Below are 26,997 nucleotides of genomic sequence, written 5' to 3'. Positions count from 1 at the left end.
CAGATCGCAGGAGCATGTGAATGAACAGCCGTATATTGTCCCTTATCGCCAGGCGGCTGGTCGTCATGCTGACGACGCTGCTGATCGTGTCGTTCATCGTCTTTTCCGCCACCAGCCTGCTGCCGGGCGACACGGCGACGATCCTTCTCGGCCAGGCGGCGACACCGGAGGCCGTGGCCGGCCTGCGCACCGCCATGCATCTGGATGACCCCGCCCTTCTGCGCTTCGTGCGCTGGCTCTTCGGCCTGCTGCACGGCGAGCTCGGCACCTCCTATGCCAACAACATGGCGATTGCCGATCTTATCGGTCCGCGTTTCGTCAACTCCATGAAACTGGCCGGCATCACCACCATCATTGCCGTGCCGCTGGCACTCACACTCGGCATCAGTTCCGCCATGCTGCGCGGAACGTTGTATGACCGGGCCGTCACCATCCTGACCATCGGCGTCATCTCGGTGCCGGAATTCATGATCGCCACACTCGCTGTCCTGCTTTTCGCCGTTTACCTGAAATGGCTGCCGGCGCTGTCGCTGGTCAGCGAGATTCACTCGGTCTTCGATGTGCTCCGCGTCTACGCCATGCCGGTCATCACACTCACCTTCGTCGTCTCGGCGCAGATGATCCGCATGAGCCGCGCCGCCGTGATCGAAACGCTCGATACGCCCTATGTGGAAATGGCGCTCTTGAAGGGCGCGCCGCGCATGCGCATCGTGCTGCGCCATGCGCTGCCCAATGCGCTCGGCCCCATCGTCAATGCGGTGGCACTGTCGCTTTCTTACCTTGTCGGCGGCGTCATCATCGTCGAGACGATCTTCAATTATCCCGGTATCGCCAAGCTGATGGTCGATGGCGTCGCGACCCGCGACCTGCCGCTGATCCAGACCTGCGCGATGATCTTCTGCGTCGGTTATCTCCTCCTCATCACCACAGCGGATATCATCGCCATCATGTCCAATCCGAGGCTGCGCTGATGACCGATCATATCAAGACATATCAGGGAACTTCGCGTTTGGGTTACAAGATCAACGCAGTCGGCGTTTTCGGCTTTCTCGTCATTTTTCTCTGGGCGATGGTTGCGATTTTCGCGCCCTATCTCATTCCGCATCCGGTGGGTGAAATCGTCGATTTCGATTATTTCGGGCCGATGACCTCCGATCTCTGGCTTGGTTCCGATTATCTCGGCCGTGACGTCTTCTCCCGCATCTTGATGGGGGCACGCTTCACGGTCGGCATTTCGCTGGCGGCCGTCACCATCGCCTGTGTGTCCGGCGTTGTGCTCGGCATGTGCGCGGCCGTCATCGGCGGCTGGTTCGATGCCGCCCTCAGCCGGTTTCTGGATGCGGTGAATTCCATTCCAAGCAAGCTGTTCGGCCTCGTGGTCGTCGCCGCCGTCGGTTCGTCCATTCCGGTGCTGATCATCACGCTTTCGGTCATCTATACGCCGGGTGCCTATCGTTTCGCCCGGGCGCTGGCGGTGAATGTCAACACCATGGATTTCGTCACCGTCGCCCGTGTGCGCGGCGAAAGCCTGCTCTACCTCATCGGCTCGGAAATCCTGCCGAACATCATCCGTCCGGTGCTTGCCGATCTTGGCGTGCGTTTCGTTTTCATCGTGCTGCTTTTGTCGGGCCTCTCCTTCCTCGGCCTCGGCCTGCAGCCGCCAAATGCGGACTGGGGTGCGCTGGTGCGTGAAAATATCGGCGGCCTGCCGTTTGCGGCACCGGCCGTTATCTTCCCGTCGCTGGCCATTGCCAGCCTGACGATCAGCGTCAACCTGCTGATCGACAATCTGCCGCAGAAAATCCGCGACAGGAGCGAAGCATGAGCAATCTCGTTGAAATTCGCGGACTGAAGGTCGAAGCGACCACCGATTCCGGCCGCCGCATCGATATCATCAAGGGCGTCGACATCGACATCGCCGATGGCGAAATCGTCGCGCTGATCGGCGAAAGCGGCTCCGGCAAGACCACCATCGCGCTGACGCTGATGGGTTATGCCCGGCCTGGCTGCCGCATTTCCGGCGGCAGCGTAAAAGTCGCGGGCCGCGACATGGTGCAGCTTTCGGAAGCCGAGCGTGCCAGGGTGCGCGGCACGAAAGTGACCTATGTGCCGCAAAGTGCCGCCGCCGCCTTCAACCCGGCGCAGAAGATCATCGATCAGGTCATCGAAGTCACACGCATCCACCATTTGATGCCGCCGCAGGAAGCGCGCGCCCGGGCGGTGGAACTTTTCAAGGCCCTGTCACTGCCAAACCCGGAGACCATCGGCGAGCGTTACCCGCACCAGGTCTCCGGCGGCCAGTTGCAGCGCCTTTCCGCCGCCATGGCGCTGATTGGCGATCCGAAGCTGGTAATCTTCGACGAACCGACCACCGCCCTTGATGTGACGACCCAGATCGAGGTTCTGCGCGCCTTCAAATCGGCCATGCGCAAGGGCGGCATCGGCGGCGTCTACGTATCGCACGACCTCGCCGTCGTCGCCCAGATCGCCGACCGGATCGTCGTGCTGAAAGGCGGCGAGGTGCAGGAAACCGGCACCACAAAGGATATTCTCGAAAATGCGCAGCATCCTTATACAAAGGAACTGCTGACAGCCTTTCACGATAAGGCGCGCGTCATCGCCCCGGCTAAACAGGAGCAGGCCACACCGCTGCTGAACATCGACAAGCTCATCGCCGGTTATGGAACCAAAGGCGAGGACCGGATGCCGCTGGTGCGCGCGGTGGATACCGTCAGCCTGTCGGTCTACCCCGGCCGCAATCTCGGCATTATTGGCGAATCCGGCTGCGGGAAATCGACGCTGGCGCGCGCGATTGCCGGTATCCTGCCGGCGGCAAGCGGCCATGTCGTCTTCGAAGGCAAGCAACTGGATGCCGATGCCCGGCGCCGGACCAGCGACCAGCTGCGCCGCATGCAGATCGTTTTCCAATATGCGGATACGGCACTCAACCCGTCAAAACCCATCGAGGATATTCTCGGCCGGCCGCTGACCTTTTATCATGGCATGAAGGGCAAGGCCCGCGACGCACGGATCGACCAGCTTCTCGATATGGTGAAGCTGCCGCGCTCGGTGCGCCATCGCCACCCCTCCGGCCTTTCGGGCGGCCAGAAACAGCGCGTCAATTTCGCCCGGGCGCTCGCGGCCGAACCGTCGCTCATCATCTGCGATGAAATCACCTCGGCCCTCGATACCGTGGTCGCGGCCGCGATCATCGATCTTCTGGGAGAACTCCAGCGTGAGCTTGGCTTGTCCTATATCTTCATCAGCCACGATCTTTCGGTGGTGGAGACCATCTGCGACGAAATCGTTGTGATGTATGGTGGGCAGAAGGTGGAGCATCTGGAAACGGAAGCGATCAAATCGCCCACCCATCCCTATTCGAAACTGCTCTTCTCCTCGGTGCCGAAACTCGACCCGACATGGCTCGACAATCTTCAGCAGGATGCAGAGCTGGTGCGGGCGTTTTCTAAGCGGTGAGAAACTCTCCTTCGTCATGCCGGCCTTGAGCCGGCATCCAGCCACGGCGCGTCTGTGCCGTGGAAAGACGATTTTTCGATCAAAGACTTGATCGCGCTGGACCCCGGATCAGGTCCGGGGTGACGGAGTGGGGATGCAACAACCCTGCCAAACCCATCGGTTCTGCGGACGGCCGAGGCCCCTCCTCCGCCTCAAAGCGGAAACAGGCTGGTCAGTGGCATATGCGATTTGATGATCGGCGATTTCAGCACCACGAAGCTGAAATATTTGTCGATGCCGACATCCATATCCGTCAGCCGCTCCATGATCGACTGATATTCGACGATGCCTGAGGTGACGAATTTCAGCAGATAATCATAACCGCCGGAAACGAGGTGGCATTCCACCACCTGGTCGATCTTTTCGACAACGCCAAGGAAACGGGCGAAATCGATCTGGCGGTGATTCTTGAGCGTGATCTCCGTGAAGACCGTCAGCGTCTGGCCGAGCTTGTTGATGTTGATCTGCGCCGAATAACCTTCGATATAACCTTCGGCCTGCAGCTTCTTCACCCGCATCAGGCAGGGGCTGGGCGACAGGTTGACGAGCTCCGCCAGTTCGACATTGGTGATACGACCGTTTTTCTGCAGTTCGTACAGGATCTTGATGTCGATCCGGTCAAGTTTCATCATGTGCGGAACCCCTTTTTTGTTTTTTGTAAAGCGCAGCATAAAATTCTGGCGCGTTAACGGAAATCTTATCACATGGGCGAGCCCTGTCGACGTGGGGATATTTTTTTGATGCAGCATAAAGAGTTGCAGAAGCATCGCCGAACAGCAGGAGATTCCGGCAACGGGCCCAGTCTGGCAGCGTTTACACGTCGGCTGAGGTAAATTAGGACGAATATAAGGAGTCCGACCATGCCCGCCCCGCTGCAACAGATCACGACATCGCCGGAACTGCCGAAATCCGCGGACGCCGTCATTATCGGCGGCGGCATTGTCGGTGTTTTCGCGGCCTATTACCTCGCCCGGCGCGGCCTGAAAGTGGCGCTGGTCGAAAAAGGCCTGATCGGGGCGGAGCAATCCAGCCGCAACTGGGGCTGGTGCCGCCAGCAGAACCGCGATGCCCGCGAATTGCCGATTTCGACCCAGAGCCTGGCACTCTGGGAACAATTTGCCGCCGAGAGCGGCGAAGACACCGGTTTTCGCCGCTGTGGGCTGTTTTACCTGAGCGACAATGAGGCGGAACTTGCCGGCTGGGCGCGCTGGCGCGATTTTGCCATCACGGCCGGCGTGACGACCCATATGCTGAGCGCCAACGAGGCCAGCGAACGCGGCCGCGCCACCGGAAAACGCTGGAAGGGCGGTGTCTTTTCACCCACGGACGGCACGGCAGATCCTTCCATGGCGGCACCCGCCGTTGCGCGCGCCATCATCAAACTGGGTGGCACCGTGCATCAGAACTGCGCCGCACGGGGACTGGAAACGGAGGGCGGTCGCGTCAGCGCCGTCGTCACCGAAAAAGGCACCATCCGCACCAAAACCGCCATCATGTCCGGTGGGGCCTGGGCCTCCTCCTTCTGCCGCCAACTCGGCATTCGTTTTCCGCAGGCCTCGGTTCGCTCTTCCATTCTGGCCGTCACGCCGGGCGCGGAAGGCCTGCCGGATGCGCTGCACACCGCCGCTGTTTCGGTAACGAAGCGGCACAATGGCGGCTACACGCTTGCCATCAGCGGGCTGGGGCGCATTGATCCGACGGCGCAGCAGATGCGGTTCTCCCGCGAATTCGTTCCGATGTTCCTGAAGCGCTGGCGCAGCCTGCGGCCGGGCGGGCTGGAGGGCATTCGCGGCGGCCATGAAACACTTAAGCGCTGGCGGCTCGATGCGCCGACGCCGATGGAGCGGGTGCGTATTCTCGATCCGAAACCCAATGCCGCTGCCATCCAGGAAACCCACAAAAGGGCGCTGGAACTTCTGCCGGCGCTAAACAAAACGCGGATTGCCGCCACCTGGGCCGGTTTCATCGACAGCACGCCGGATGGGGTGCCTGCCATCGGCGAAACCAGCGAATTGCCGGGCTTCATCCTCGCCGCCGGTTTCAGCGGCCATGGTTTCGGCATCGGGCCCGGTGCCGGCCATCTGATCGCCGATATCGTGACGGGTTCAAACCCGATCGTCGACCCTGCTCCCTATCATCCCAGCCGTTTCCAGGGCTCGGCCTGGGGCAAAGTCGCGGATTTCTAAGGCTGCCGACGAAACAATATCCGCAGGCCGGAACCCGCGGAGATTGCCGTCCACCGCATTTACTCGGGCAATCAGCTTTTCGGCAGACCGGGCGGGTTGGTGCGTGATTCTGGCAGGGCCTCTTCCGAAAGCTGCCAGCGATTCAGAATTTTCGCGTAGGCACCGCTCTTGATCAGATCATTGGTCGCAAGCGTCAGCGCATCGGCGAGGCCCGACCCCTTGCGCGTGGTGATGGCGACATCGGAGCGCTCCGGCCAGCCGGCGGAGAGGGTTCCCACACGCTTGATGGTCTTGTCACGCGCGGCGATGAAAACCAGCTGCGCATGCGGCTGGACGATGACATCTGCCCGTCCTGCCGAAAGCGCCACAAGCCGGGTGGCCTCGTCGTCGTAATATTGCAGCTCGATCGGCTTCAATCCGGCGGCGACATTCTCGTCGCTCCATTTCAGCAGAATACGCTCCTGATTGGTGCCCGCGCCGACGATGATCCTCAGACCTGCGGCGTCCTTCGGCTCCTTGATGGCGGTGATGCCGCTGTCTGACTTGACGAAAAAGCCGTGCAGGCCCTGGCGATAGGTGGAGAAATCGAACTTCTCCTTGCGCTGCTCGGTCACGCCGACATTGGAGATGACGGCATCGTATTTTCCCGAAGCAAGGCCAAGCGGCCAGTCCGCCCAGGCAACCGCCACCAGCTCGAGCTCAAGGCCAAGGCTGTCTGCTACCGCAAGCGCATATTCAGGATCGGCACCCACCACCGTCTTGGCGTCTGTTGCATAAGTGGCCAGTGGCGGCCCTCCCGGGGAAACCGCGACGGTGAATTTGCCCGGCGTGACGAATTTGAAATCCTTCGGTACGGCGGCAATCGCGCCGGGGTCCTTTTCAACCCTGATGCGGCCGGGCTGATCCGGCGACAGATCGAAGACATCACTGGCGGAAGCCGAGTCGAAACCGGCAACCGAAAGAAAAGCGCCGAGCGTGACCGTGGCGAAACGAGAGATGAAGGTCATTGTGTGCTTCCCGATTAGGATTGCGGGACAGAGGGTAGCGCGGGCGGGAGGATGCCCGCGCTACCGGCTGAGTGATGTCCACCTTCAACTCAGCATTTGACAGTTCAGCTTTTGGGCTTCGCGCTCAGCTCTTCGGCAGGCCGGGCGGGTTGGTGCGGGATTCCGTGATGGCTTCCGAGCCGAGGTTCCAGCGGGCAAGAACCTTGCCGTAATTACCATTCTTGATCTGCGCGTTCAGTGCCGCCGTGATGGCTTCGGCAATGCCGGCGTCTTTTTTCGAGGCGACGGCGATTTCCGCCGCTTCCGGCCAGCCGCCCGAGAAGGTGCCGACAAGCCTTGTCTTCTTCTGGCTTGCCGCCTGGAAGGCCGAAGTGGCGTTGGGACCGAGATAGGCGTCCGCACGGCCGGATTGCAGGGCGACGTCAAGCACGGCCTGATCGTCGTAATATTGCACATCGGTATCGGCCAGTCCCTTCGCCTTGTTCTCCTTGATCCATTTCAAGAGGATCTGCTCCTGATTGGTGGCGGCGCCGACGATGACCTTCAGCCCGGCGACGTCCTCGGGCTTGCCGATTGATGTGACCTTGCTGTTATTGCCCACATAAAAACCGAGCAGGTCGTTGCGATAGCTGGAAAAATCGAATTTCTGCTTGCGCTCTTCCGTAACGGTGATGTTGGAGGTAACGGCATCATATTTGCCGGAAGAGAGACCAAGCGGCCAGTCGGCCCAGGCGATCGGAACCAGCTGCAGCTCCAGCCCAAGGCTGTCGGCGACCAGCTGGGCAATATCCGGCTCAACGCCGATCGGTGTTTTGGTATCGCTCGCATAATCCACCAGCGGCAGGCGGAACGGCACGGTCGCAACCGTCAGCTTTCCATTGGCGATGAATTTATGACCTGCGGGCAGAAGCTTGATCGCCTCTTCCACCTTTTCGGCGCGCACCCGGCCCTTCTGCTCCGGCGACAGGTCCACCTCCTGCGCATGCGCGGCCGGGACAAGGGAGGCGGTGGCGGTGAAAAGACCAGCCGCGAGCAGGGATAATAATTTCGATGAAAATGCCATGTGAGTGTTTCCTTGTTTTTGATTAGAGAACTTTTGCGAGGAATTCGGCGGTGCGGGGATGATCCGGACTGTTGAACAGCTTTTCCGGCGTGCCCGTTTCGAGAACGCGGCCCTGCTCCATGAAGACGACGCTGTCGGAGACTTCGCGGGCAAAACCGATTTCATGGGTGACGATGATGAGGGTGACGCCGGAGCGAGACAGTTCCTTGATGACATCCAGCACCTCGTTGACCAGCTCAGGGTCGAGCGCCGATGTCGGTTCGTCGAAGAGCAGCACCTTCGGCCGGAGCGCCAAGGCCCGGGCAATCGCCACGCGCTGCTGCTGCCCACCGGAAAGCTGGCGGGGATAGGCCCCGGCCTTGTCGGCAAGGCCAACACGGGCCAGAAGATCACGCGCCTCGGCCTCGGCCTGTTCTTTCGAGATGCCGCGAACCGCGACCGGCGCTTCCATGACGTTTTCAAGTGCGGTCAGATGCGGGAAGAGATTGAAGCTCTGGAACACCATGCCAACTTCGGCGCGGCGCTTGAGGATTTCGCGCTCCTTCAATTCGTAGAGTGTGTCGCCCTTCTGGCGATAACCGACCAACTCGCCATCGATGGCGATGAAACCATCATCCACGCGTTCCAGATGGTTGATGGAGCGCAGCAATGTCGACTTGCCGGAGCCGGACTGGCCGAGAATGGTGGTGACGCTGCCTGCCGGAATGGAGAGGCTGATATCGTCAAGCACCTTCAGCGATCCGAAGGATTTCGAAACCCCGTGGATATTGACCGAACCGCCGCGATTGCCGAGCTGGAAGCTCGCGGCGGGAGCCGGTGTCGTACGCTCGGGCTTGGCAGTGACCGTTTCCACCGCCTCAGGCGCGGATTTGCGCGGCAGGAAGGTGCGGAAGATCGTGACAAACAGCGAGGGTGGCGGATTGCGCAGCGCACCACGCGAGAAATGTCGTTCGATATGATGCTGGACGATGGAAAGCGCGGTCAGGATCACCAGGTACCAGACGGTCGCGACCATCAGGAGCGGGATCACTTCCAGATTGCGGCGATAGATGATCTGGATCGTGTAGAACAGTTCCGGCAGCGCGAGGATATAGACCTGCGACGTGCCCTTGGCGAGGCCGATGATATCGTTGAAGGCCGTCGGCAGAATGGAGCGCATCGCCTGCGGCAGAACAATGCGGGAAGCCTGTCGCCGGCGTGGCAGGCCGAGTGCGGCAGCCGCCTCAAGCTGGCCCTGATCGACCGAGAGAATACCACCACGCACGATCTCGGATGCAAAGGCGGCCTGATTGAGCGTCAGCCCCAGAACGGCAGCCGCAAAAGGCGTCATCAGCTGCGTGGTATTCCAGCTGAAGAAATTGATGCCGGTATAGGGCACGCCGATCGTTACGGTCTCATAGAGATAACCGAGATTGTTGAGGATCAGCAGAAGCACGATCAGCGGGATAGACCGGAAAATCCAGATATAGGTCCAGGAGACGGCAACCAGCAATGGCGAGCGGGAAACGCGGGCAAGCGCCAGCAGCGTTCCCAGCACGAAACCAAAAAGGGCGCCAAGCGCGGTGAGCAGCAGCGTCCGGCCAAGGCCGACCAGCACGGGTTCGGCGAAGAACCATTCGGCAAACACGTCCCAGCCCCAGCGCGGATTGCCGAAAACCGAATGCAGGACGGCGGCGATGATGAGAACGGAGAAAACCGTGCCCACCGTCCGCAGCGGATACCGGGCCGGGACGATGCGGAAATGGGAATAACCGCCTTTGGCCAGCCCGCTCTCAACCGGAGCGGCCTTCGGTTCGTTCAATGCAACATGCGGAAAATCAGAGGCTATTGTCATTGGAACGGGCCTTTCAGGGGTGGGCCGGGGAAGGTTGTGACCGGGCAGCCGGTATCGACGCTCCGTCCAGAACCGTATCGGAAAGCCATTTTTCGAAGGGCAGAGACTTGATCGTCTCGGGGTCGGCCGCCGTATCGAAGAGCGCGCGGTAACCATTGGTGAGATAAAGACCGACCGCCTCCGGCTGGCGGAAACCCGTGGTCAGATAGACGCGGGCATAACCCTGCCGGACCGCCTGCTCTTCCAGTTCGCGCAGCACGCGTTTTGCAAGCCCCTGCCGGCGATGAGCGGAATGGGTCCAGACCCGCTTGAACTCGGCGGTCTCATCGTCGTAGCGCATGAAGGCACCGCCGGCGATCGGCTTGCCGTCCCGCAGGAGCAGCAGGAAATTGCCCGAAGGCGGACTGAAGGCCTCCGGCGGATATTTGTTCAGCTCGGCTCGCGCCCCTTCCGCGTTGAAAAAGGTGCCGTAACGGCTGTCATATTCGAACAGCAACTCGTCCAGAAGCGGGGTTGCGAGCGGATCCGTGACCGATGTGTAGAGAAAACTGTCGCTCATGTCCTTGTCCTCAATTTTGCGTCAGGAGAGGTAGGCTTCGGCCAGGCGCACCCAGAAGCGTGCTGCCGGTGCGATGATCGCGTCGTTGAAATCATAGTGGGGGCTGTGCAGCGGCGCGCTTTCGCCATTGCCGACAAAGAGATAGGAACCGGGCCGCTCCTGCAGCATGAAGGCAAAATCCTCGCTCGCCGTCCGAGGCTGAAAGGCGTCGGCGATCTGTGCAGCAGGAAAATGCCGTCTGGCGACATCGCGGGCGAAAGCCGTTTGCTGGGCGTGATTGATGACCGGCGGGAAACCACGCGAATAGGAGACATCCGCCGTTGCACCAAAACTTTCCGCCTGTGCTCTGGCAAGGGCCGGAAGCCGCTCCTCCAGCCTGTCGCGCACGGCAGGTGAAAAGGCACGCGCGGTAATTTGCAGCTCCACGCTTTCGGGAATGACGTTGGAGGCGGTTCCCCCATGGATGGAACCGACCGTCAGCACCGCCATCTCACGCGGATCGACATTGCGCGAGACGATGCTTTGAAGCGCGGTAACGAAGCTCGCCGAGGCGAGAACCGGATCGACCGTCTCATGTGGTGCGGCGCCGTGGCCGCCCTTGCCGACGATCCGCACCTGCGCCTTGTCGACCGATGCCATGGCCGGGCCTTCGACAAAGCCGAACTGGCCGGTTTCGACACCCGGCCAATTGTGCAGGCCGAAGACGGCATCGACGGGAAAGCGCTCGAACAGCCGGTCCTTTATCATCGCCCTCGCACCGGCACCGATTTCCTCGGCGGGCTGGAAGATCAGCGTCAGCGTGCCGGAAAAATTCGAAGTTTCGGCAAGATAACGGGCGGCAGCGAGCAGGATCACCGTGTGGCCATCGTGACCGCAGGCATGCATGACGCCCGGTGTTTCGCTGGCATAGGCAAGGCCGGTCTCTTCATGGATCGGCAGCGCGTCGATATCGGCGCGGATACCGAGACGTTTTTCACCATGGCCACGTTTCAGCGTGGCGACAACGCCATGGCCGCCGACCCCCTCCGTCACCTCATATCCAAAAGACAGGAGATAACGGGCGATGAGCGCCGCCGTGCGCGTCTCCTTGAGTGAAAGCTCCGGATGCCGGTGAAGATCGTGCCGGATCGCGATGCTTTCCTCGATGAAGGCAAGGATTCCCCGTTCGGCGTCGTCCTGCGGACGCGCGCCGTCAATGCGGATATTCATGGTTCTGTCTCCTGCGCAGCGCCTTTTCGCGCCGCGTCTTGAAATCTGCGCCGGGCCGCGATCACCGCCGCCCGGCCACGACCTTATGCGATGGCTTTGTCCGCGCTGGATTCGCCGCCGGAATAGACACTTTCCTTGAAAGGCAGGCCAAGATGATCGCGCAGCGTCGCGCCTTCCAGATGCGGATCGAAATAACCGCGCCGTTGCAGCACCGGGATGACGAGGCGGATGAAATCATCCAGCCCCTCGGCAATGACCGGGAAACCGAGAATGAAGCCATCAGCCGCATCATGTTCCACCCAGCGGATGATTTCGTCCGCCACCTTGTCCGGCGTACCGATGAAACCTTCGCGCGGCGTTGCGGCCTCCAGTGCCGCTTCCCTGAGCGTCTGGTTCTTTTCCTTCGCCCGCCGCTTGATGCGGTCTGTCGTCGAGCGGAAACTGTTCTTGCCGATCTCGCCGAGCTCGGGGAACGGCTCATCCAGCGGATAGACGCTGAAATCGTGATGATCGAAGAAGCGGCCGAGATAGGCGAGCGCATCCTCGATGGTAATGAGGTTGCGGATGACGTCGTATTTCGCCTCCGCCTCCTCCTGCGTTTCGCCGACAATCGGGCCAATGCCGGGGAAAATCTTCACGTCACTCGCGGATCTGCCCTGCGCGACGGCGCTCTGCTTCACCCGCTTCAGGAAGGTCTGATTTTCCTCCAGCGAGGCGGAATTGGTGAAGACGGCATCCGCATGTTTGCCCGCAAGGCCGATGCCGGCATCGGAGGAACCGGCCTGGAACACCACCGGCTGCCCCTGCTGCGAACGCTGGATGTTGAGCGGGCCTTCCACCTGGAAGAAACGGCCCTTGTGGCCGAGCGTGTGGAGTTTGGCGCGGTCGAAAAATTGCCCCGTCTCGCGGTTGCGCACGAAGGCGTCGTCGTCCCAGCTATCCCACAGCCCCTTGATGACTTCGAGATATTCGTCGGCGATTTCGTAACGCAGCGCATGTTCGGGGTGGTTGCGGCTGTAGTTTTTCGCCGTGCCTTCAAGCGGCGTCGTCACCGCATTCCATCCGGCCCGGCCGCCGCTCAGAAGGTCGAGCGAGGCGAACTGGCGGGCAATCGTGAAGGGATCGCTATAGGAAGTGGAAACTGTACCCGCGAGGCCGATCTTCGAGGTGACGGCAGCGAGCGCGGAGAGGATGGTCAGCGGCTCGAAGCGGTTGAGGAAATGCGGAATGGATTTGTCGTTGATATAGAGCCCGTCCGCCACGAAAGCGAAGGCGATGCCGGCCGCTTCGGCCTTCAGCGCGGTCTTCTTGAAGAAGTCGAAATTGACGCTGGCATCCACCGGGCTCTTGGGGTGCCGCCAGGCGTTCATGTGCCCACCAGGGCCCTGAAGCATGATTCCGAAACGGATTTTCTTTCTCGTCATGTCATTTTCTCCTGAGGACAAAATCACGCCGCCCGGGACAGGCGATGCGTGGCCAAGAGTTCGATAGAGGCAAGCCGCTGATCGGCGCCGACATGCGGCGGTTCGATGATGAATTCCTCAATGCCATGTTCTTCCGAAAGCGCGCGCAGCGCCCGGTGAATATCCTCCGGCCCGCCATGCAGGACATTGGGCTTGCGCTCCTCGATGCGATAATCGCTGTCGCCGGACTGGCGGGCGAATTCTTCCGCCTGCTCCCGGCGACCGAGATTGAAGGCCCTGCCATCGCTCAGAAATACCCGGTAGATGCGCTGGCCCTCGACCTCTCTTGCCGCGTGATCCGGATCGCTGGCTGCGAAGGCGGACAAAGCGAGGATCGGGGCGTTTCCGCCACTTTCTTCGCGAAAAGCCGACAGGCTGAGGCGAAGAACCTCCGGGTCACCATTAAGGTGGCCGGCAAAAACGAAATTCCACCCTCTCGAAGCCGCAAGCCTTGCGCTTTGCGGGCTCGCACCGAGCAGAAATCTCTCCGCCGCAACCGGCGGCGCGGGCGTTGCCTGCAAGCCGGGCTGGGCATGGCCCTGCGGCGCGGCGCCGGCGAGGAATGTCGTGAGCTCACCGAAGGCCGTTTCGAAATCCGGCTTGCGGGCGGGATCATAGGCCTGCTGCAAGGCCGAAGTTGCCAGCGGCAACCCACCCGGCGTCTTGCCGATACCAAGATCGACCCGACCGGGTGCCAGCGAGGCAAGGACGTTAAAAACCTCGGCAACCTTGTAGGGGCTATAATGCTGCAGCATGACACCGCCCGAGCCGACACGGATACGGGAGGTCTTCGCCAGAATCCATGCCACCAGCGCCTCTGGCGCGGAACTGGCAAGCTCCGGCGAATTGTGATGTTCAGCCACCCAGAAGCGGTGGTAACCCAGTTCTTCGGCGCGTCTGGCAAGATTGATCGTGTCGCGGAATGCGCTCGCCGCATCCTCACCCGCCGGCACCGGGCTCTTATCCAGCAAACTGAGCGTATACATCGTCACCTCGCGTGTCTTTAATGCATACTTTGTCTACTGATTTTATATTCTAATAAAGAACGTTCGTTCCACGTTGCGAGGCGATGAGAGAAAATATTGTTTTCCCTCCCGCTTTCAGAGGGTGTGGCGGGTAAAGCAATCCACAATGGAGACATACAAGCCGGAAATAACCGGATCGAAACCGTTCTCGGCGCGCAACCGGCACGAAACGGGCTTGCGTTGGAATTCGGTAAAAACTACTTAGTAAGTTGAAAACACCATCATCCGGCAGTGTAAACCTGCCGACTCTTTTTTTCGGATCAGGCGATGTTGACCAAAAAAGGCAAATACGGATTGAAGGCTCTTGTCGATCTGGCGCAGCTGCCCCAGGGAGAGACCGCCTTTGTGACGGAGATTGCCAAGCGCAACAATATTCCGAAAAAATTCCTGGATACTATCCTTCTGGAGCTGCGCAACAGCGGCATATTGCGCTCCAAGAAGGGGCCGAATGGCGGTTATTCGCTTTCGAAAATGCCGTCCGAGATCATGATCGGACAGGTCATCCGCACGCTCGATGGGCCTCTGGCCCCCATTCGCTGCGCAAGCCGCACGGCTTTTGAAGCCTGCGACGATTGCGAGGATCCAGAAAACTGTCAGGTCAGGGTTTCGATGACCGACGTGCGCGACGCCATCGCGACCATTCTGGACAATATGACACTCGCGCAATTCGTGGCCAAGGGCGGGCAGGACGCCCGCTTCATTCCGGCCGGCGAATAGGATTTCGCACCGCCCATGTTACCGGGCGGCGCAAAGCTTACTGCCGGCGCAGATCGTCGCCCAATGATGCGATCAACCCGGATTCGCTGACGCCTTCGATGAGACCAAGGCGCGCCATCAGGATTTCAAGCGTGATGGCATTGTTGCGAACCGAACGGAAGGTGACGTTTTCCGACCCCACCTGCGCCGCATCGATATTGGTCGCAAGGCTGGAGATTTGCGCCTTCAGCAGTTCAATGGTGAGGAATATTTCTCCTATGACGGGCCGCGTCGCGCCTTCATCGGCGAGCCTGTCGATCAGAAGCGCTGAAAGCTCCCGCTGCTTCTGCCCAAGGGCCACAGCAGCTTTCAACAGGGTGGAGACGGAAGCAGCCAGATTTCCGGCGCCCTGGGCAAGGAACACCACCTGATCGGCACGCAACAGGCCCTCCCATGAGGTATTCGGGCGATTGCGCAGCACGATAAGCAAGGGTTGCCCCGCAGTGTTGACGGCCGGCACGACGATCCAGTCCGCATCGGCCCTGACCGATCGTGCTACGTCATCGGGGAGCCGCAGGGCGTAGTCGTCATCCGTCACCAGAACCGCATGGTCCGGACCCGCGCCGGGCGATGCCAGCGCGAAGGTCTCGCCAAGATCGAGACGGGCAAAAAGGCTCCTGCGCTGGTCCTCGCTGCCCGCATTCCGGATGAATTCAAGCGCGGTGAAATGTTCGACGAGATCATTTGCCGCCCCGGCATCGGCTGCGGAAATGATCGAAAGCGCCTGTGAGAGAACATCATTGGTGATATCCGCCCCACCCAGTTCCGTTGGAACCGAGAGAGCGAGAAGACCGGAGCGGGCAATGCGCGCATGGATTTGCCCGACACTTTCAACGGCGCATTTTTCGGCGATCGTCCGGGCAACGGCCAATACATCGACATCCGCGCCGAGGCGTGGAGGAACGAAACGAAGTCTTTCGCCGAGAGGCGTGACGGATCCCATGCTCAACTCCCTCAAAGAATGACAAAGTGAAAGCGCCGGAACGACCGACGCTCAGTCCAGCGAATGATAACGACCGTTTTGATAGAGCAGCGAATGGCCGGAGCCGATACGGATCGCCTCCACCTTGCCGATGACGATGACATGGCTATGCCGCTCGATCGCCTCTTCGATAGTGCAATCGATCGCCGCCACGGCGTCTTCAAGAATAGGCGCACCGCTAGACAGCCGCGTCCATTCCGCTCCACGATACCTGTCCGGGCCTTTCAGACCACCGATACCGGCAAACTGGTTGGCAACGAACTGATGGTTCGCGCCGATGATATTGACGGCGAGATGACCGAAACGCTGCACCACCGGCCATGTGGACGAGGAACGGTTGAGCGCCACCAGAATTCGTGGCGGATCGACTGAAAGGGCGGTGGCCGAGGTTACCGTCGCGCCGGTGCGCTCGTCCCCCTCGCCCGCCGTGATTACGCTGACACCGCCGCCCAGCGTCCTGAGCGCCGCTTTCAGGCTGTCGGCATCCGCCGCCTTGCCGGAAACCGGATCGCGCAGATTGATGAATTGTTGATCCTTGGCCGCATATTGCAATGTCATCGGGTCACTCCTGAAAACGGCTGAATTGTTCAATAGCTAGCAGCGGCGGCGGGGTGTGAAACAGGCATCGTTTTTCATAATGCTGATAGTCTATAGAAATAATGTTTTATTGCCCTGTACCTTGCTTTTGGAACCCGGCCTGGTTCTCATCCACGCCGCAGGCCGAAGGTGCGACTGACCGGAATGCCGACGATGAAAGCCTAACCAATTCCACCGCATATTTAAGAAATTTCGTTCCAATTTCCCTGCGGCAAGGAGTGTTTATCTCCACCTATCGGCCTTGGGCGCAGGGAAACGGAAATCCCCTGCCACCCGGCATCAGAAGACCGGATAGAGGCCGAACATCGCAAAGTTCATTTCGCAAATCTCTTCGCGTTCAAGCTCGAGATCGCTTTTCTCCGGCCTGATCCGCGCGGAATGATCCAGCGGATAAAGATGAAGCTGTTCTTCTTCACGGGGCTGACGCCTGGTCAAACCGAACAGATCGAAAGTAAACGCATGAAGTCCCTGCGGCATGTGCGCCTCCTTTGCTCAACTCTCCCTTATCCTCCGGCGATCGACAAAAATCGTCAATATTTTCCATAAAATTACTATTCTATAATTGATGCATCGTGGGCAAAGGTGGACCAAGGATGCGGCGGCAGGAAAAATTCCGTTTCAGAGCGCGCCAGCGTCACCCTGAAGATGCGCACCATGTATCGCGGACAATCCGTGCACTCTCGATCCGGTCGTGGTCTTTTCAGCCGTCGCTTTCAGACGGTCGAAAAGCGCATAGCCGCCGGGCCACCTGCCAAAGCCCGCGGCAATGTTGATGTGCCCGACGGAGCCGAGATTGACGAGGTCGCTTCCCCAGTTGGCGGCGGTGTGGGCCAGCTCTTCAGGGTTCATATAGGGATCGTTCATGCTGCCCACGACGAGACTGGGAAATGCTAGCGGTTGCTGCGGAAACGCGCCGAACCGGACGATACAGGGATGCATCGCCTCCACGCGATCAAGATGGGCGGGGGCAACCAGAAGCGCGCCCTTGATTTTGGCAGCCGAAGGTCGTGACGCCATATTCGCCACGAGCAGACAACCGAGGCTGTGGGCAACGATATAGGCGCTTTCCTCCGCGGCCAACGCTACCTCAAGACGGTCAACCCAGTCTTCGAGAACCGGGCATTGCCAATTGTCCTGATCGACCAGCTGAGCCTGAGGATCATCCAGCAACCAGTGCCGCTGCCAATGCCCCTCATCCGAACCGTTCAGACCGGGAACAATCAAGGTGGTACACATGCCTACTCCGTAGTTTGCGGGCGGTGTGTACCAAGAATGGTGAATTACGCGATTCCCGTCGACTATTGCCTTGCTCACCTTTGCTAGCCTTCGGAAAAATCAACCCACCTAATGCTGGAAGCGTAGAAAATGGGTTCTCATAGGCTTTTGCATCGTCCCAAAAACGGAATCTTTTATCTCAATTTTTTACATGGAAAATATGTGCAATATAGGCCGCGTCTGAGCAAAGCTTTTCCGCCGTCGTACGCCAAAAGAAACGCCGCTGCTTGGCCGCGACGACGCAGCTTTGCCATTCTCCTGCCATCGGAGGTTTTCGCCTCCCAAACCGGACGTTGCGACGGCGGCCCCCTCCTCCGCGCGACAAACCGACAATTCAGGCGGATGATGTGAGCAGCACGAGTGAATTTCTCTGGTATATTCCCAATGACGTCAAAGCCGGCCATCGCGGCGATGCCGTCAGCGACGACCATAACAGCCTCGATACATTGACCAGCCACGCCAGGGCGCTGGAAAATCATGGCTGGAAGGGCGCGCTGATCGGTACCGGCTGGGGCCGGCCCGACACCTTTACGGTGGCGGCCGCCCTTGCGGCGCGTACCACCACATTCGAGCCGCTGATTGCCATCCGCCCCGGTTACTGGAAACCGGCCAACCTCGCCTCGGCCGCCGCCACGCTCGATCAGCTTTCCGGTGGGCGGGTAAGGATCAATGTTGTCTCCGGCAGGGACGAACTTGCAGCCTATGGCGACGAGGAAGGTGACCAGGCGCAGCGTTATGCCCGCACCAAAGAGTTCATGCGGCTGGTGCGCCGGCTCTGGACGGAGGAAAATGTCACCTTTGACGGCGAGCATTTCCGGGTGAAAAATTCCACCGTCCTGCCTCGTATCGACGCACGCGCCGACCGGCCGCATCCCAGGCTTTATTTCGGCGGCGCCTCCGAAGCGGCCGAACAGGTCGCCGCAACCGAGGCCGATGTGCAATTGTTCTGGGGAGAGCCGCTCGCTGGCGTGCGCGAAAGGATAGAAAGGCTCAGGCATTTCAGCAAAACGCTTGGCCGCGACCTGCCGCCGCTGCAATTCGGCCTGCGGATTACCACGCTGGTGCGTGAGACGACGGCCGAGGCGTGGCGCGACGCCGAAGCGAAGGTCGCCGAAATGGCTGCAAATAACGGCGTGCGCTGGAACGACCATCTGCAAGGCGTGGCGGTCGGCCAGCGGCGACTGCTGGATTTGCACCACCAGAGCGATGTGCTGGACGACAACCTTTACACGGCGCCCGGCAAATTCGGCGGCGGCGGTGCCGCAACGACATGGCTGGTGGGTTCGGCGGAGGATGTCGCCGCGTCGCTTCGCAAATACCGCGCGCTTGGCATCACCCATTTCGTGCTTTCCGACACGCCCTATCTGAAGGAGATTGAGCGGCAGGGCGACAGGCTGCTGCCGCTGCTGCGGGATTAATGAGGAGACTATGCCGGGCGCTCTTGCCGAGACAAGGCCGCCCGGCGTTTTAACCGATCAGCCGCCTGCCGCCTTGATGCTTTGGCGGCCGAGAATCGTGCGGATCATGTGGCTTTGCGGCGCATGCGCCCTTGCCGTAATGGCATCACGGTGATGGCGTTCGAGATTGTAATCCCGCCGCAGACCGCGATTGCCACCGAGTTCCAGCGCGAGATCGGTCACGGCCACGGCATTGTCGATCACCACATGGCGAACGGCCAGCGCATCCGTGCCCACCCTCTCTCCCGCATCGATATCCCGGGCGACGGAAAGAAGCAGACGACGGTTTGCAGCCAGCAGCACCTCGATCTGGCCGAGACCCTCCTGGATACGCGGAATGGAGGAGAGCGGCGCACCGAGGCTTGCCGGAACATGGCCATTCAGATGACGCAGCAGATCATCCCGCGCCGAAAGTGCCACACCGTGATAAACGGATGCCAGCAGCACGAAGAAATTATAACCATCGGCCTCATCACGCCGCAGCGGCTCATCCGCCGGCTGTTCGGCAACGATGTCGGCAAGCGGTACCCTCACCTCCTCCAGGATAAGATCATGGCTCGCGGTAGCGTACATGCCGGTCGCCTCCCATGCCTTTTCCTGGCCGATGCCCGGCGCGTCGAGCGGCACCAGAAGCTGGATGAGGCGTGGCGTTTCTTCTGTCGTCACGGCAAGCACGATCGCCCATTTCAGCCCCGGCAGGCCGGTGACGAAACTCTTGCGGCCATTGACCACCCAGACATCGCCCTCGATCCGGGCCGTCGTTTCTGGCAGGCCGCCGTGGGCGGGTGAACCGATACCCGGTTCCGCCTGCGCATTATTCAAAAGCGCCGGCTCCCTGTTATTGGCGGCCAGCACCTTTGCTGAAAGAGCGGCTGGCCACTTGCCGCGCCGAATTGCGGCATGAACGCTGTAATGCATGGCAAGGATGAGTGCGGTGGACGGATCGCCCTTGGCAATGGCCGCGATGACGGCATGCGCCGTTTCCATGCCCTCGCCCCAGCCGCCATCTTTCTCGGCCGTCACAAGGCCGAGCAGACCCGACCTGAAAAGCGCTTCGAAATTGCCGGCGGCGAATTCGCCGCTTTTGTCATGTTCGGCCGCCGTCTGGCTAAAATCTTCGGCCAGCGCGGTTGCTATGGCCACGGGGCTGGATTGCTGTCCCGGCGGGCGCGAAACGGCAGACAGAGCACCACTCATGCCACCGCCCTCTCACTTGCCGTCACGAAACGGGCGTCGATCCACGCAGCGAGATCGAAGTCGTTTTCAAGGAAACCCCATTGATGCAGGAAATCCTTGTAATGGCCGACAGCGGCCACAAGGTCCGCATCAAGGCCGAGGCCAAGGTGGCGGTGAACCTCCGGCCCATTGGCGGCCAGAACCTGTTCTTCCGTGGCGCCCGCCTCTCGCGCGATGAAACGACGTGTCTCTTCCGGATGCTGCTCCGCCCAGAGCGAGGCTTTGCCAATGGCGCCAACCAGCCGTTCCACCAGATCGGGACGTTCATCGGCAAGCCGTCCGTCCACCGTCAGCACCCGGGGCGAACCGGAATTGATGCGTATTTTCGGATCGGGGTGAAAACCGAATTCCACCACCTGCACCGCACCGATCAGATTGGCGGCGGCAATACCCGCCGTTCCCTTGACGAAGATCGCATCGACCTCGCCCCGCAGCAGCGCGATGATCTCCTCACCGAAGGATTGCCGGCGCTTCAGGCCGAAAAGGGACGGCCCCTCCTGCGAGGCCAGCACCGAATCCTTGATGACGATATCCGTCAACTCGACATCCTTAACCGTCAGCCCTTCCAGCGAAAGTGCGGAGACGATGCCCTTCAGCGCCGTCGCCCGCATGAAATCGACGATGCCTTCCGGCCGGCGCGGCACACCGAAACGACGGCCAACAAGATCGGCAAGCGAGCGGATACCGGTCTCCGGCAGGGTGATGATCGCCTGAAATTCATCCGTCCAGGTAATACCGACAAGACGTGTACTGCGCCCTTCCGAGCGGGCACGGATGGGCGGCACATTGCCACCATGGCGGAAGGACCATTCCAGCGTGTGGTTGAAATGGCTCTGGCGAACCGAGCGATCCGGAGAATCGATGATGGATTTCAGCGATATGCCGACCTCCTCGAAGGTCTCGCCGAGATAACCCAGCTGCGCCGCCAGCCCCACGGGGGTCGGCACCGGGCAGCGCGTGTACCAGATTTCAGAAAGTGTCGTGCTCATGGCTTTGGCCTCGATGAAAGGGAAAGGGGCCGGCCCGCCGCAAAGGGCGAACCGGGTCTGGCGAGGCGATCAGGACGCGGCGATATGCGCGAAGGCGAGGCTTCCCGCCACACCTTCGGCACCGATGGTGTGATCGGCGATACGCTTGTTGAAGATGGTGATCTCCGGTGCCGCGACGATGTCGATGGCCGGCACGTCCTCAACGAGGATCTGCTGGATTTCCTTCCATTGCGCCACGCGCTTGTCCGGATCGATCTCGATGGCGGCGGCTTCGAGAAGCGCATCCACCTTCGGATTGCTGTAAGCCGCACCATTGGAGAAAGGCACGCCCTTCTTGAAGTTCTTCGACCAGTAAAGCCGCTGCACGCCGACAGTCGGATCGAAGAGATTGCTCATGCCCTCATAGGCAAAATCGAAATCGCGATCCGTGTAGATGCGTTTGGTATAGGTGGCGAAATCCTGCGTGCGCACCGTCACATCCACACCAACCTTTGCCAGCGCCTGGCGGATATAATCCGCACCGCGCGGATAGGCCTCCGTGCTCGGCACGTAATCCAGATTGAGCTTGAAACGGATGCCATCGGCACCGCGCTTGTATCCGGCCTCGTCGAGCAGCGCTTCGGCAGCCTTCAGATCGATCGGATAGGTCTTCAGATCATCCACGAACCATTTCGTCAGCTTCGGATTGATCGGACCGGTGATCGTCGCGCCATAACCGAAATTGACCGTGTTGAAGATGACGTTGCGGTCAATCACATGCGCGAAGGCACGCCGGACGCGCACATCCTTGAAGACATCCTTTTCGAGGTTGAACTCCACGCGGCTGATTGAATTGGTATATTGATAGCCGTTGGTCTCGAAGCCGAGGCTCGGCAGCTGCTTCAGACGGTCGAGATCGCTATAGGCAACCGGCGTGCTCGGCGCGAGATCGATCTCGCCGGTTTCAATGGCAATCGCGCGGGCCGACGCATCCGGAATAAAACGGACGATCAGCTTGTCGAGATATGGGCGAGGCGCATCCCAATAATCGGCATTGCGCTCAAAAACGATATGGCTGCCGCGCACCCACTCCTTGAACCTGAACGGGCCGGTGCCGATGGGCGCGAGATTGACCGGATTTTCGGTCACTTTCGTGCCTTCATAGAGATGTTTGGGCACGATGGGCGTTTCGGCGGCGGCAAGTGCCGTGATCAGGTATGGCGCGGGCTTGGAAAGAACCAGTACCGCCGTCAGCTCATCCGGCGTCTCGACGGCGGTAAGGTTCAGGAATGTATTGCGACCGCGCGGATGCACTTCCTTGATGGTGTTGATGGAAAAAGCCACGTCGGCGGATGTGAAGGGCTTGCCGTCATGCCACTTTACGCCGGGTCGCAGCTTGAAGGTATAACGCAGGCCATCCGCGCTCACTTCCCATGATTTGGCGAGAAGCGGCTTGGGATTGAGATCAAAATCATAGGTCAACAGACCTTCGGTGACCTTTGGCGATATATAGACGGAATTATAGGCCGTATGTGCGATCGTCGTCAGCACCGGCGGTTCCGATGAGATGAGCAGGGTGGCCGTGCCGCCGCTTGCAGGCTCCGCCGCCTGCAGCTTCAGCCCCGGCAACGACACCACGCCGAGCGCCACCGACGCCAGCAGAAATCCGCGCCGCGTCGTCTGGTTGAAAATAGTCATGCGATACCCTCTCCTTGATTGAACCGGCGACGAACCGGCGAAACTGAATGGCTGCGCTTAGGAAGAAGTTTGTTCTGCAGACGAGAGCGAGATTGGGATGAAGCACCAATCATTCTCAAAGTCAGGAATTATCTTTTCTTTAAGGCGCATAATTCGGTAAATTTCAGAAAATAATTCTATTACTCTTTGACAAATTCCATAAAATTAGTCAACTAATGTCCATGCCTTCACCGGCGGATTTATGTTTTCACGATTGCGGACTGGAGCCGATGTCAAATTCGAAAAGGATTTTATCGCAGGCGAAACGGGTGGCCATTCAGGCCGTCCCGACGGTTCTCGGTATCGTCATCCTGAACTTCTTCCTGCTGCAGCTGGCGCCCGGCGACGCGGCCGACGTGCTGGCGGCGGAAGCGGGTTCGGCGACCGTCGAGACCATGGCCGAAATCCGCTCCCGCTTTGGGCTCGATCTGCCGGTTCTGCACCAGCTGATGAATTATCTCAGCAATCTGGCCCAGTTCAGCCTCGGCTTTTCACCGCGCTACGGCATGCCGGTCGCAGACCTTATCGGCCAGCGGCTGCCGGGCACGCTTGCGCTGATGGGAGCAGCCCTTGGCATCGCAATCTTCGTCGGTGTGTTCCTCGGCTCCATCATGGCGCTCTTTTCCGGCAAGCTGCCGGACCGGATCATTTCGATCGGCTCGCTGATCTTTTATTCCGTGCCGGGTTTCTGGATCGGCCTGATGCTGATCCTGACCTTTTCGGTCAAGCTCGGCTGGCTCCCGTCCGGTGGTGACAGCACCATCGGCAGCAGCCTTACCGGCTTTTCAGCCTTTCTCGACAGGTTGCGCTACATCGTTCTCCCCGCCCTGTCGCTGGCGCTCTATTTTCTGGCCATCTATGCCCGCCTCACCCGCGCGGCAATGCTGGAAGTGAAATCGCAGGACTATGTGCGCACGGCACGCGCCAAGGGCGTTTCACCAATCAGGCTGACCACGCGCCACATCCTGCGCAACGCGCTCATCCCCATCACCACCATGGCCGGCATGCATATTGGCGGCCTGCTCGGCGGCGCAGTCGTCGTCGAAACCGTCTTCAGTTGGCCGGGCCTCGGCCGTCTCGCCTTCGAAGCCGTGATGGCGCGGGATTTCAGCGTGCTGCTCGGCATACTGCTTCTCTCTTCCCTCGTCGTCATCATCGTCAATGCGGCCGTGGACCTGTTGCAGGCATGGCTTGACCCCCGCATCGGAGAAAGCCGATGAATTCCTCCCATACATCAGCAATTCTCGACACGGCCGAACTCGGCGCTGAAGAGACCAATCCCAAACCGAAGAAGCCTGAAGAAAAGGCCTGGCCCTATATCCATGCACCGGACGCGCTTTCAGCCCGTTCCGTCTCCGTGCCACGGCGCGGCCTGCGACGCGAACTGAAAATCTTCCTCACCAATCCCAACGCCATCGTCGGCCTGCTGTTTCTCGCGACCGTCATCGTCACCGCACTGATCGCCCCCTTGATCTATCCGGGCGATCCCCTGGAAATGGTGGCCCGCCCGTTCCTGTGGCCGGGCCAGAATGCGGCCTATCCGCTCGGCACCGATTCCATGGGCCGGGATGTTCTGGCCGGTATCGTGCACGGCGCGCGCATCTCGCTCACCGTCGGTGTCGTGGCGACGCTGATCGGCCTGACGATCGGTATCGCTGTTGGCGCCTTCGCCGGTTATTTCGGCGGCGTCATTGACGATATTCTCGTCAAGCTGATCGAAATCTTTCAGACCTTGCCGAATTTCGTGCTGCTGGTGGTGCTCGTCGCCATCGCGCAACCATCCGTCACCACGGTTACCTCAGCCATCGGCATCATCACCTGGCCGCTGGTCGCCCGCCTCACCCGTGCGGAATTCCGCGCCATCCGCGAGAAGGATTATGTGCTCGCCGCGCGTAGCCTGGGTTACGGCCATGCCCGCATCGTGTTTCAGGAAATCCTGCCCAATGCGCTGCCACCGATCATCGTCACCTCATCCGTCATGGTGGCGGGAGCGATCCTCATGGAAGCAGCGCTGTCCTTCATGGGCCTTGGCGATCCCAACCGTGTCTCCTGGGGTTCGATGATCGGTTCCGGCCGTGATGTCATCCGCACCGCCTGGTATCTGACCGCCCTTCCCGGCCTTGCCATCGTCTTCACCGTCATTTCGCTGAACCTCATCAGCGATGGTCTCAACGATGCGCTCAACCCCCGTTTTTCGGAGGAACGCCGATGAGTAAACTGATCGAAGTCCATGATCTCTCCGTCAGCTTCGGCTCCGCCCAGCCGGTGAAAGGCGTCAGTTTTGATGTCAGCCCCGGCGAAATGCTGGCGATCGTTGGCGAGAGCGGCTCCGGCAAGTCGCTGACGGCGCTTGGCCTGATTGGCCTTCTGCCCTCCCATGCCAAGACCGGAGGGCGGGTTCTGCTCGAGGGACGCGACCTGCTGCCGCTTTCCGAGCGTCAATGGCGCGGCATTCGCGGCCGGGATATCGGCATGATCTTTCAGGAGCCGATGACCTCGCTCAACCCGGTGCTGACGGTCGGCGAGCAGATCATCGAGGTGCTGCGCATCCATGAGAAAATCGACCGGCACCAGGCGCGCAAACGCGCCATCGAGCTGCTGGACCTCGTCAACATCCCCGATGCCGGCCGCCGGGTGGATGATTATCCGCACCAGCTTTCCGGCGGCATGCGCCAGCGTGTGATGATCGCCATCGGCGTTGCCTGCAATCCGAAACTGCTGATCGCCGACGAGGCGACGACCGCGCTCGACGTGACGATACAGGCGCAGATCCTGCAACTGCTCGACAATCTGCGCCGCGATCTCAACATGGCCGTCATCCTCATCACCCACGATCTTGGCATCGTCGCGCAATGGGCGGACCGGGTGATGGTCATGTATGCCGGTCGCAAGGTGGAAGAGGGGTTGCCGGAGCCGGTTTTCTCCAATCCCTACCATCCCTATACGCGCGGCCTGCTTGCCGCTTCGCCGCGGGCGGAAGATGGCCAGCATTATCGCGACGGACCGCTCATTGAAATTCCCGGTTCCATCGTTTCCGCCACCGGGGAACGCGGCTGCGCTTTCCGACCGCGCTGTCCGAGCGCCCGTGGCTTCTGCGGGCAATATGTACCGCCGCTAAGGCAGGTTTCAGACGGCCGTTATGCCGCCTGCCCCTTCGTTGCTCCCACATCCCAGGAGGTACCCAATGGCGCTCTTGTCGGTGCATAGTCTTTCCACCCATTATACGGGCGGACGCGGCACGGTTCGCGCCGTCGATGATGTCTCGCTCGATATCGAGGCGGGCGAGACCGTTGCACTGGTGGGCGAATCCGGCTGCGGCAAATCCTCGCTCGGCAAATCGCTGATGCGGCTGGTCGAACCGTCTTCCGGCAGGATCACCTTCAAGGGCGCTGACGTCACGGCAATGACGGCATCGGAACTGCGCGGCATCCGCCGCCGCATCCAGATGATCTTTCAGGACCCATTCGCCTCGCTCAATCCGCGCCAGACGGTGCGCACCATCCTTACCGGGCCGCTGAAGGTACACGGCATCGGAGACAGGGCACGCCAGCGGGAGATTGTTGAAGCCATCGTCGCGCAGGTGGGCCTGCCGGCGGATTCGCTCGACCGTTATCCGCATGAATTTTCCGGCGGTCAGCGCCAGCGTATCGGCATTGCCCGCGCGCTGGTTCTGGAACCGGAACTGGTGGTCTGCGACGAACCGGTCTCGGCGCTCGATCTTTCGATACAGGCGCAGATTCTCAACCTTCTGGTGGAGATGAAGAAGCAGCTTTCGCTCTCCTATCTCTTCGTTTCTCACGACCTTTCCGTGGTACGTTATTTCTCCGACCGCGTGCTGGTCATGTATCTCGGCAAGATCGTCGAAAGCGCACCGACATCCGAACTCTGGGCTTCTCCGAAGCATCCTTACACTCGCGCGCTTCTTGCTGCCGTTCCGGATCCCGCCCGCCGCAAGCAGGCGGCACCGATTTCCGGCGATCTGCCGAGCCCGCACGATCCACCATCCGGCTGCCGGTTTCACACACGCTGCCCACTCGCCACCGATCTCTGTCGCGAAAAAGCGCCGGATTACACCCTTTTCGGCAGGAACCACGCCGTGGCCTGCCACCATGCCCAATAACTTGAAG

Annotated in this window: 25 protein-coding genes; 10 read left to right on the top strand and 15 right to left on the bottom strand. The window is 60.4% G+C overall.

The window, feature by feature from the left end; genetic code table 11:
* Nucleotides 1-20 precede the first annotated feature (20 nt).
* From O3S81_RS09720 to O3S81_RS09710, 3 genes are read left to right on the top strand one after another with little or no spacing between them, the layout of a single operon-like run.
* Nucleotides 21-971 (top strand): ABC transporter permease, encoded by a 951-nt coding sequence (locus O3S81_RS09720; RefSeq protein WP_269342721.1) that lies wholly within the window; start codon nt 21-23, stop codon nt 969-971.
* Nucleotides 971-1,825, top strand: coding sequence for an ABC transporter permease (locus tag O3S81_RS09715; protein ID WP_269342720.1), 855 nt, complete (start codon nt 971-973; stop codon nt 1,823-1,825). Before O3S81_RS09720 ends, O3S81_RS09715 begins: the two co-directional genes overlap by 1 nt.
* Complete coding sequence (locus O3S81_RS09710) at nt 1,822-3,477, top strand: ABC transporter ATP-binding protein (RefSeq protein ID WP_269342718.1); 1,656 nt, start codon at nt 1,822-1,824, stop codon at nt 3,475-3,477. Before O3S81_RS09715 ends, O3S81_RS09710 begins: the two co-directional genes overlap by 4 nt.
* Before the next feature lie 191 nt (nt 3,478-3,668).
* On the opposite strand, the gene O3S81_RS09705 is transcribed toward O3S81_RS09710, so the two are convergent.
* The gene (locus O3S81_RS09705; protein WP_003506856.1) at nt 3,669-4,145 is read right to left on the bottom strand and encodes an Lrp/AsnC family transcriptional regulator; all 477 of its coding nucleotides are present in this window, start codon (nt 4,143-4,145) and stop codon (nt 3,669-3,671) included.
* Nucleotides 4,146-4,376: 231 nt separating this feature from the next.
* Here O3S81_RS09705 and O3S81_RS09700 point away from each other — a divergent pair, with 231 nt between their 5' ends.
* Entirely contained in the window at nt 4,377-5,702 is a 1,326-nt protein-coding gene (locus O3S81_RS09700; RefSeq protein WP_269342716.1) for an NAD(P)/FAD-dependent oxidoreductase, read from the top strand.
* 71 nt (nt 5,703-5,773) lie between these two features.
* On the opposite strand, the gene O3S81_RS09695 is transcribed toward O3S81_RS09700, so the two are convergent.
* The 7 genes from O3S81_RS09695 to O3S81_RS09665 all read right to left on the bottom strand — a co-directional run bounded on the left by O3S81_RS09695 (nt 5,774) and on the right by O3S81_RS09665 (nt 13,823).
* The gene (locus O3S81_RS09695) at nt 5,774-6,709 is read right to left on the bottom strand and encodes an ABC transporter substrate-binding protein (protein WP_269342715.1); all 936 of its coding nucleotides are present in this window, start codon (nt 6,707-6,709) and stop codon (nt 5,774-5,776) included.
* A gap of 124 nt (nt 6,710-6,833) precedes the next feature.
* Nucleotides 6,834-7,772, bottom strand: coding sequence for an ABC transporter substrate-binding protein (locus O3S81_RS09690; RefSeq protein WP_269342714.1), 939 nt, complete (start codon nt 7,770-7,772; stop codon nt 6,834-6,836).
* Between the two features lie 22 nt (nt 7,773-7,794).
* Complete coding sequence (locus O3S81_RS09685; RefSeq protein ID WP_269342713.1) at nt 7,795-9,606, bottom strand: amino acid ABC transporter permease/ATP-binding protein; 1,812 nt, start codon at nt 9,604-9,606, stop codon at nt 7,795-7,797.
* A gap of 13 nt (nt 9,607-9,619) precedes the next feature.
* Entirely contained in the window at nt 9,620-10,165 is a 546-nt protein-coding gene (locus O3S81_RS09680) for a GNAT family N-acetyltransferase (RefSeq protein WP_269342712.1), read from the bottom strand.
* A gap of 21 nt (nt 10,166-10,186) precedes the next feature.
* Nucleotides 10,187-11,374, bottom strand: coding sequence for a M20 aminoacylase family protein (locus tag O3S81_RS09675; protein WP_269342710.1), 1,188 nt, complete (start codon nt 11,372-11,374; stop codon nt 10,187-10,189).
* A gap of 83 nt (nt 11,375-11,457) precedes the next feature.
* Nucleotides 11,458-12,798, bottom strand: coding sequence for an LLM class flavin-dependent oxidoreductase (locus O3S81_RS09670; protein ID WP_269342709.1), 1,341 nt, complete (start codon nt 12,796-12,798; stop codon nt 11,458-11,460).
* A gap of 23 nt (nt 12,799-12,821) precedes the next feature.
* Nucleotides 12,822-13,823, bottom strand: a complete 1,002-nt coding sequence (locus O3S81_RS09665; protein WP_269342707.1) for an LLM class flavin-dependent oxidoreductase — start codon at nt 13,821-13,823, stop codon at nt 12,822-12,824.
* Between the two features lie 306 nt (nt 13,824-14,129).
* Between O3S81_RS09665 and O3S81_RS09660 the strand changes: the two genes are divergently transcribed.
* Nucleotides 14,130-14,579: an RrF2 family transcriptional regulator gene (locus tag O3S81_RS09660; protein ID WP_269342705.1), complete on the top strand. Its 450-nt coding sequence runs from the start codon at nt 14,130-14,132 to the stop codon at nt 14,577-14,579.
* A 37-nt stretch (nt 14,580-14,616) separates the two neighbouring features.
* Here O3S81_RS09660 and O3S81_RS09655 read toward each other — a convergent pair whose 3' ends face one another.
* The 4 genes from O3S81_RS09655 to O3S81_RS09640 all read right to left on the bottom strand — a co-directional run bounded on the left by O3S81_RS09655 (nt 14,617) and on the right by O3S81_RS09640 (nt 17,433).
* Nucleotides 14,617-15,561 (bottom strand): acyl-CoA dehydrogenase family protein, encoded by a 945-nt coding sequence (locus O3S81_RS09655; RefSeq protein ID WP_269342704.1) that lies wholly within the window; start codon nt 15,559-15,561, stop codon nt 14,617-14,619.
* Nucleotides 15,562-15,612: 51 nt separating this feature from the next.
* Nucleotides 15,613-16,158, bottom strand: a complete 546-nt coding sequence (locus O3S81_RS09650; RefSeq protein WP_269342702.1) for a flavin reductase family protein — start codon at nt 16,156-16,158, stop codon at nt 15,613-15,615.
* 318 nt (nt 16,159-16,476) lie between these two features.
* Nucleotides 16,477-16,674 carry a hypothetical protein gene (locus O3S81_RS09645; protein ID WP_269342700.1) on the bottom strand — a complete coding sequence of 66 codons (198 nt, stop codon included), beginning with the start codon at nt 16,672-16,674 and terminating at the stop codon, nt 16,477-16,479.
* Between the two features lie 141 nt (nt 16,675-16,815).
* A complete protein-coding gene (locus O3S81_RS09640; RefSeq protein WP_269342698.1) occupies nt 16,816-17,433 on the bottom strand; it encodes an alpha/beta hydrolase in 618 nt (205 codons plus the stop codon).
* Between the two features lie 386 nt (nt 17,434-17,819).
* Between O3S81_RS09640 and O3S81_RS09635 the strand changes: the two genes are divergently transcribed.
* Nucleotides 17,820-18,890, top strand: a complete 1,071-nt coding sequence (locus tag O3S81_RS09635) for an LLM class flavin-dependent oxidoreductase (RefSeq protein WP_269342696.1) — start codon at nt 17,820-17,822, stop codon at nt 18,888-18,890.
* 57 nt (nt 18,891-18,947) lie between these two features.
* On the opposite strand, the gene O3S81_RS09630 is transcribed toward O3S81_RS09635, so the two are convergent.
* From O3S81_RS09630 to O3S81_RS09620, 3 genes are all read right to left on the bottom strand, one after another.
* The gene (locus O3S81_RS09630; RefSeq protein ID WP_269342695.1) at nt 18,948-20,126 is read right to left on the bottom strand and encodes an acyl-CoA dehydrogenase family protein; all 1,179 of its coding nucleotides are present in this window, start codon (nt 20,124-20,126) and stop codon (nt 18,948-18,950) included.
* The gene (locus tag O3S81_RS09625; RefSeq protein WP_269342694.1) at nt 20,123-21,154 is read right to left on the bottom strand and encodes an ABC transporter substrate-binding protein; all 1,032 of its coding nucleotides are present in this window, start codon (nt 21,152-21,154) and stop codon (nt 20,123-20,125) included. The genes O3S81_RS09630 and O3S81_RS09625 overlap by 4 nt, the downstream gene beginning before the upstream one ends.
* Nucleotides 21,155-21,223: 69 nt before the next feature.
* Nucleotides 21,224-22,831, bottom strand: coding sequence for an ABC transporter substrate-binding protein (locus O3S81_RS09620; protein WP_269342693.1), 1,608 nt, complete (start codon nt 22,829-22,831; stop codon nt 21,224-21,226).
* Nucleotides 22,832-23,100: 269 nt separating this feature from the next.
* Between O3S81_RS09620 and O3S81_RS09615 the strand changes: the two genes are divergently transcribed.
* The 4 genes from O3S81_RS09615 to O3S81_RS09600 are packed head-to-tail and all read left to right on the top strand — an operon-like array spanning nt 23,101 to nt 26,990.
* Nucleotides 23,101-24,090: an ABC transporter permease gene (locus tag O3S81_RS09615; protein WP_269342692.1), complete on the top strand. Its 990-nt coding sequence runs from the start codon at nt 23,101-23,103 to the stop codon at nt 24,088-24,090.
* On the top strand, nt 24,087-25,082 hold the full coding sequence (locus O3S81_RS09610) for an ABC transporter permease (protein WP_269342690.1): 996 nt from the start codon (nt 24,087-24,089) through the stop codon (nt 25,080-25,082). Before O3S81_RS09615 ends, O3S81_RS09610 begins: the two co-directional genes overlap by 4 nt.
* The gene (locus O3S81_RS09605) at nt 25,079-26,077 is read left to right on the top strand and encodes an ABC transporter ATP-binding protein (RefSeq protein WP_269342688.1); all 999 of its coding nucleotides are present in this window, start codon (nt 25,079-25,081) and stop codon (nt 26,075-26,077) included. The genes O3S81_RS09610 and O3S81_RS09605 overlap by 4 nt, the downstream gene beginning before the upstream one ends.
* Nucleotides 26,055-26,990: an ABC transporter ATP-binding protein gene (locus O3S81_RS09600; RefSeq protein ID WP_269342687.1), complete on the top strand. Its 936-nt coding sequence runs from the start codon at nt 26,055-26,057 to the stop codon at nt 26,988-26,990. Before O3S81_RS09605 ends, O3S81_RS09600 begins: the two co-directional genes overlap by 23 nt.
* The last annotated feature ends 7 nt before the right edge of the window (nt 26,991-26,997 follow it).

This window comes from Agrobacterium sp. SOY23 (assembly GCF_027212525.1).
Taxonomy (GTDB): Bacteria; Pseudomonadota; Alphaproteobacteria; order Rhizobiales; family Rhizobiaceae; genus Agrobacterium; species Agrobacterium tumefaciens_I.
The sequence above is the reverse complement of the archived record's forward strand: the minus strand, read 5'-3'. Positions and strand labels throughout refer to the sequence as shown.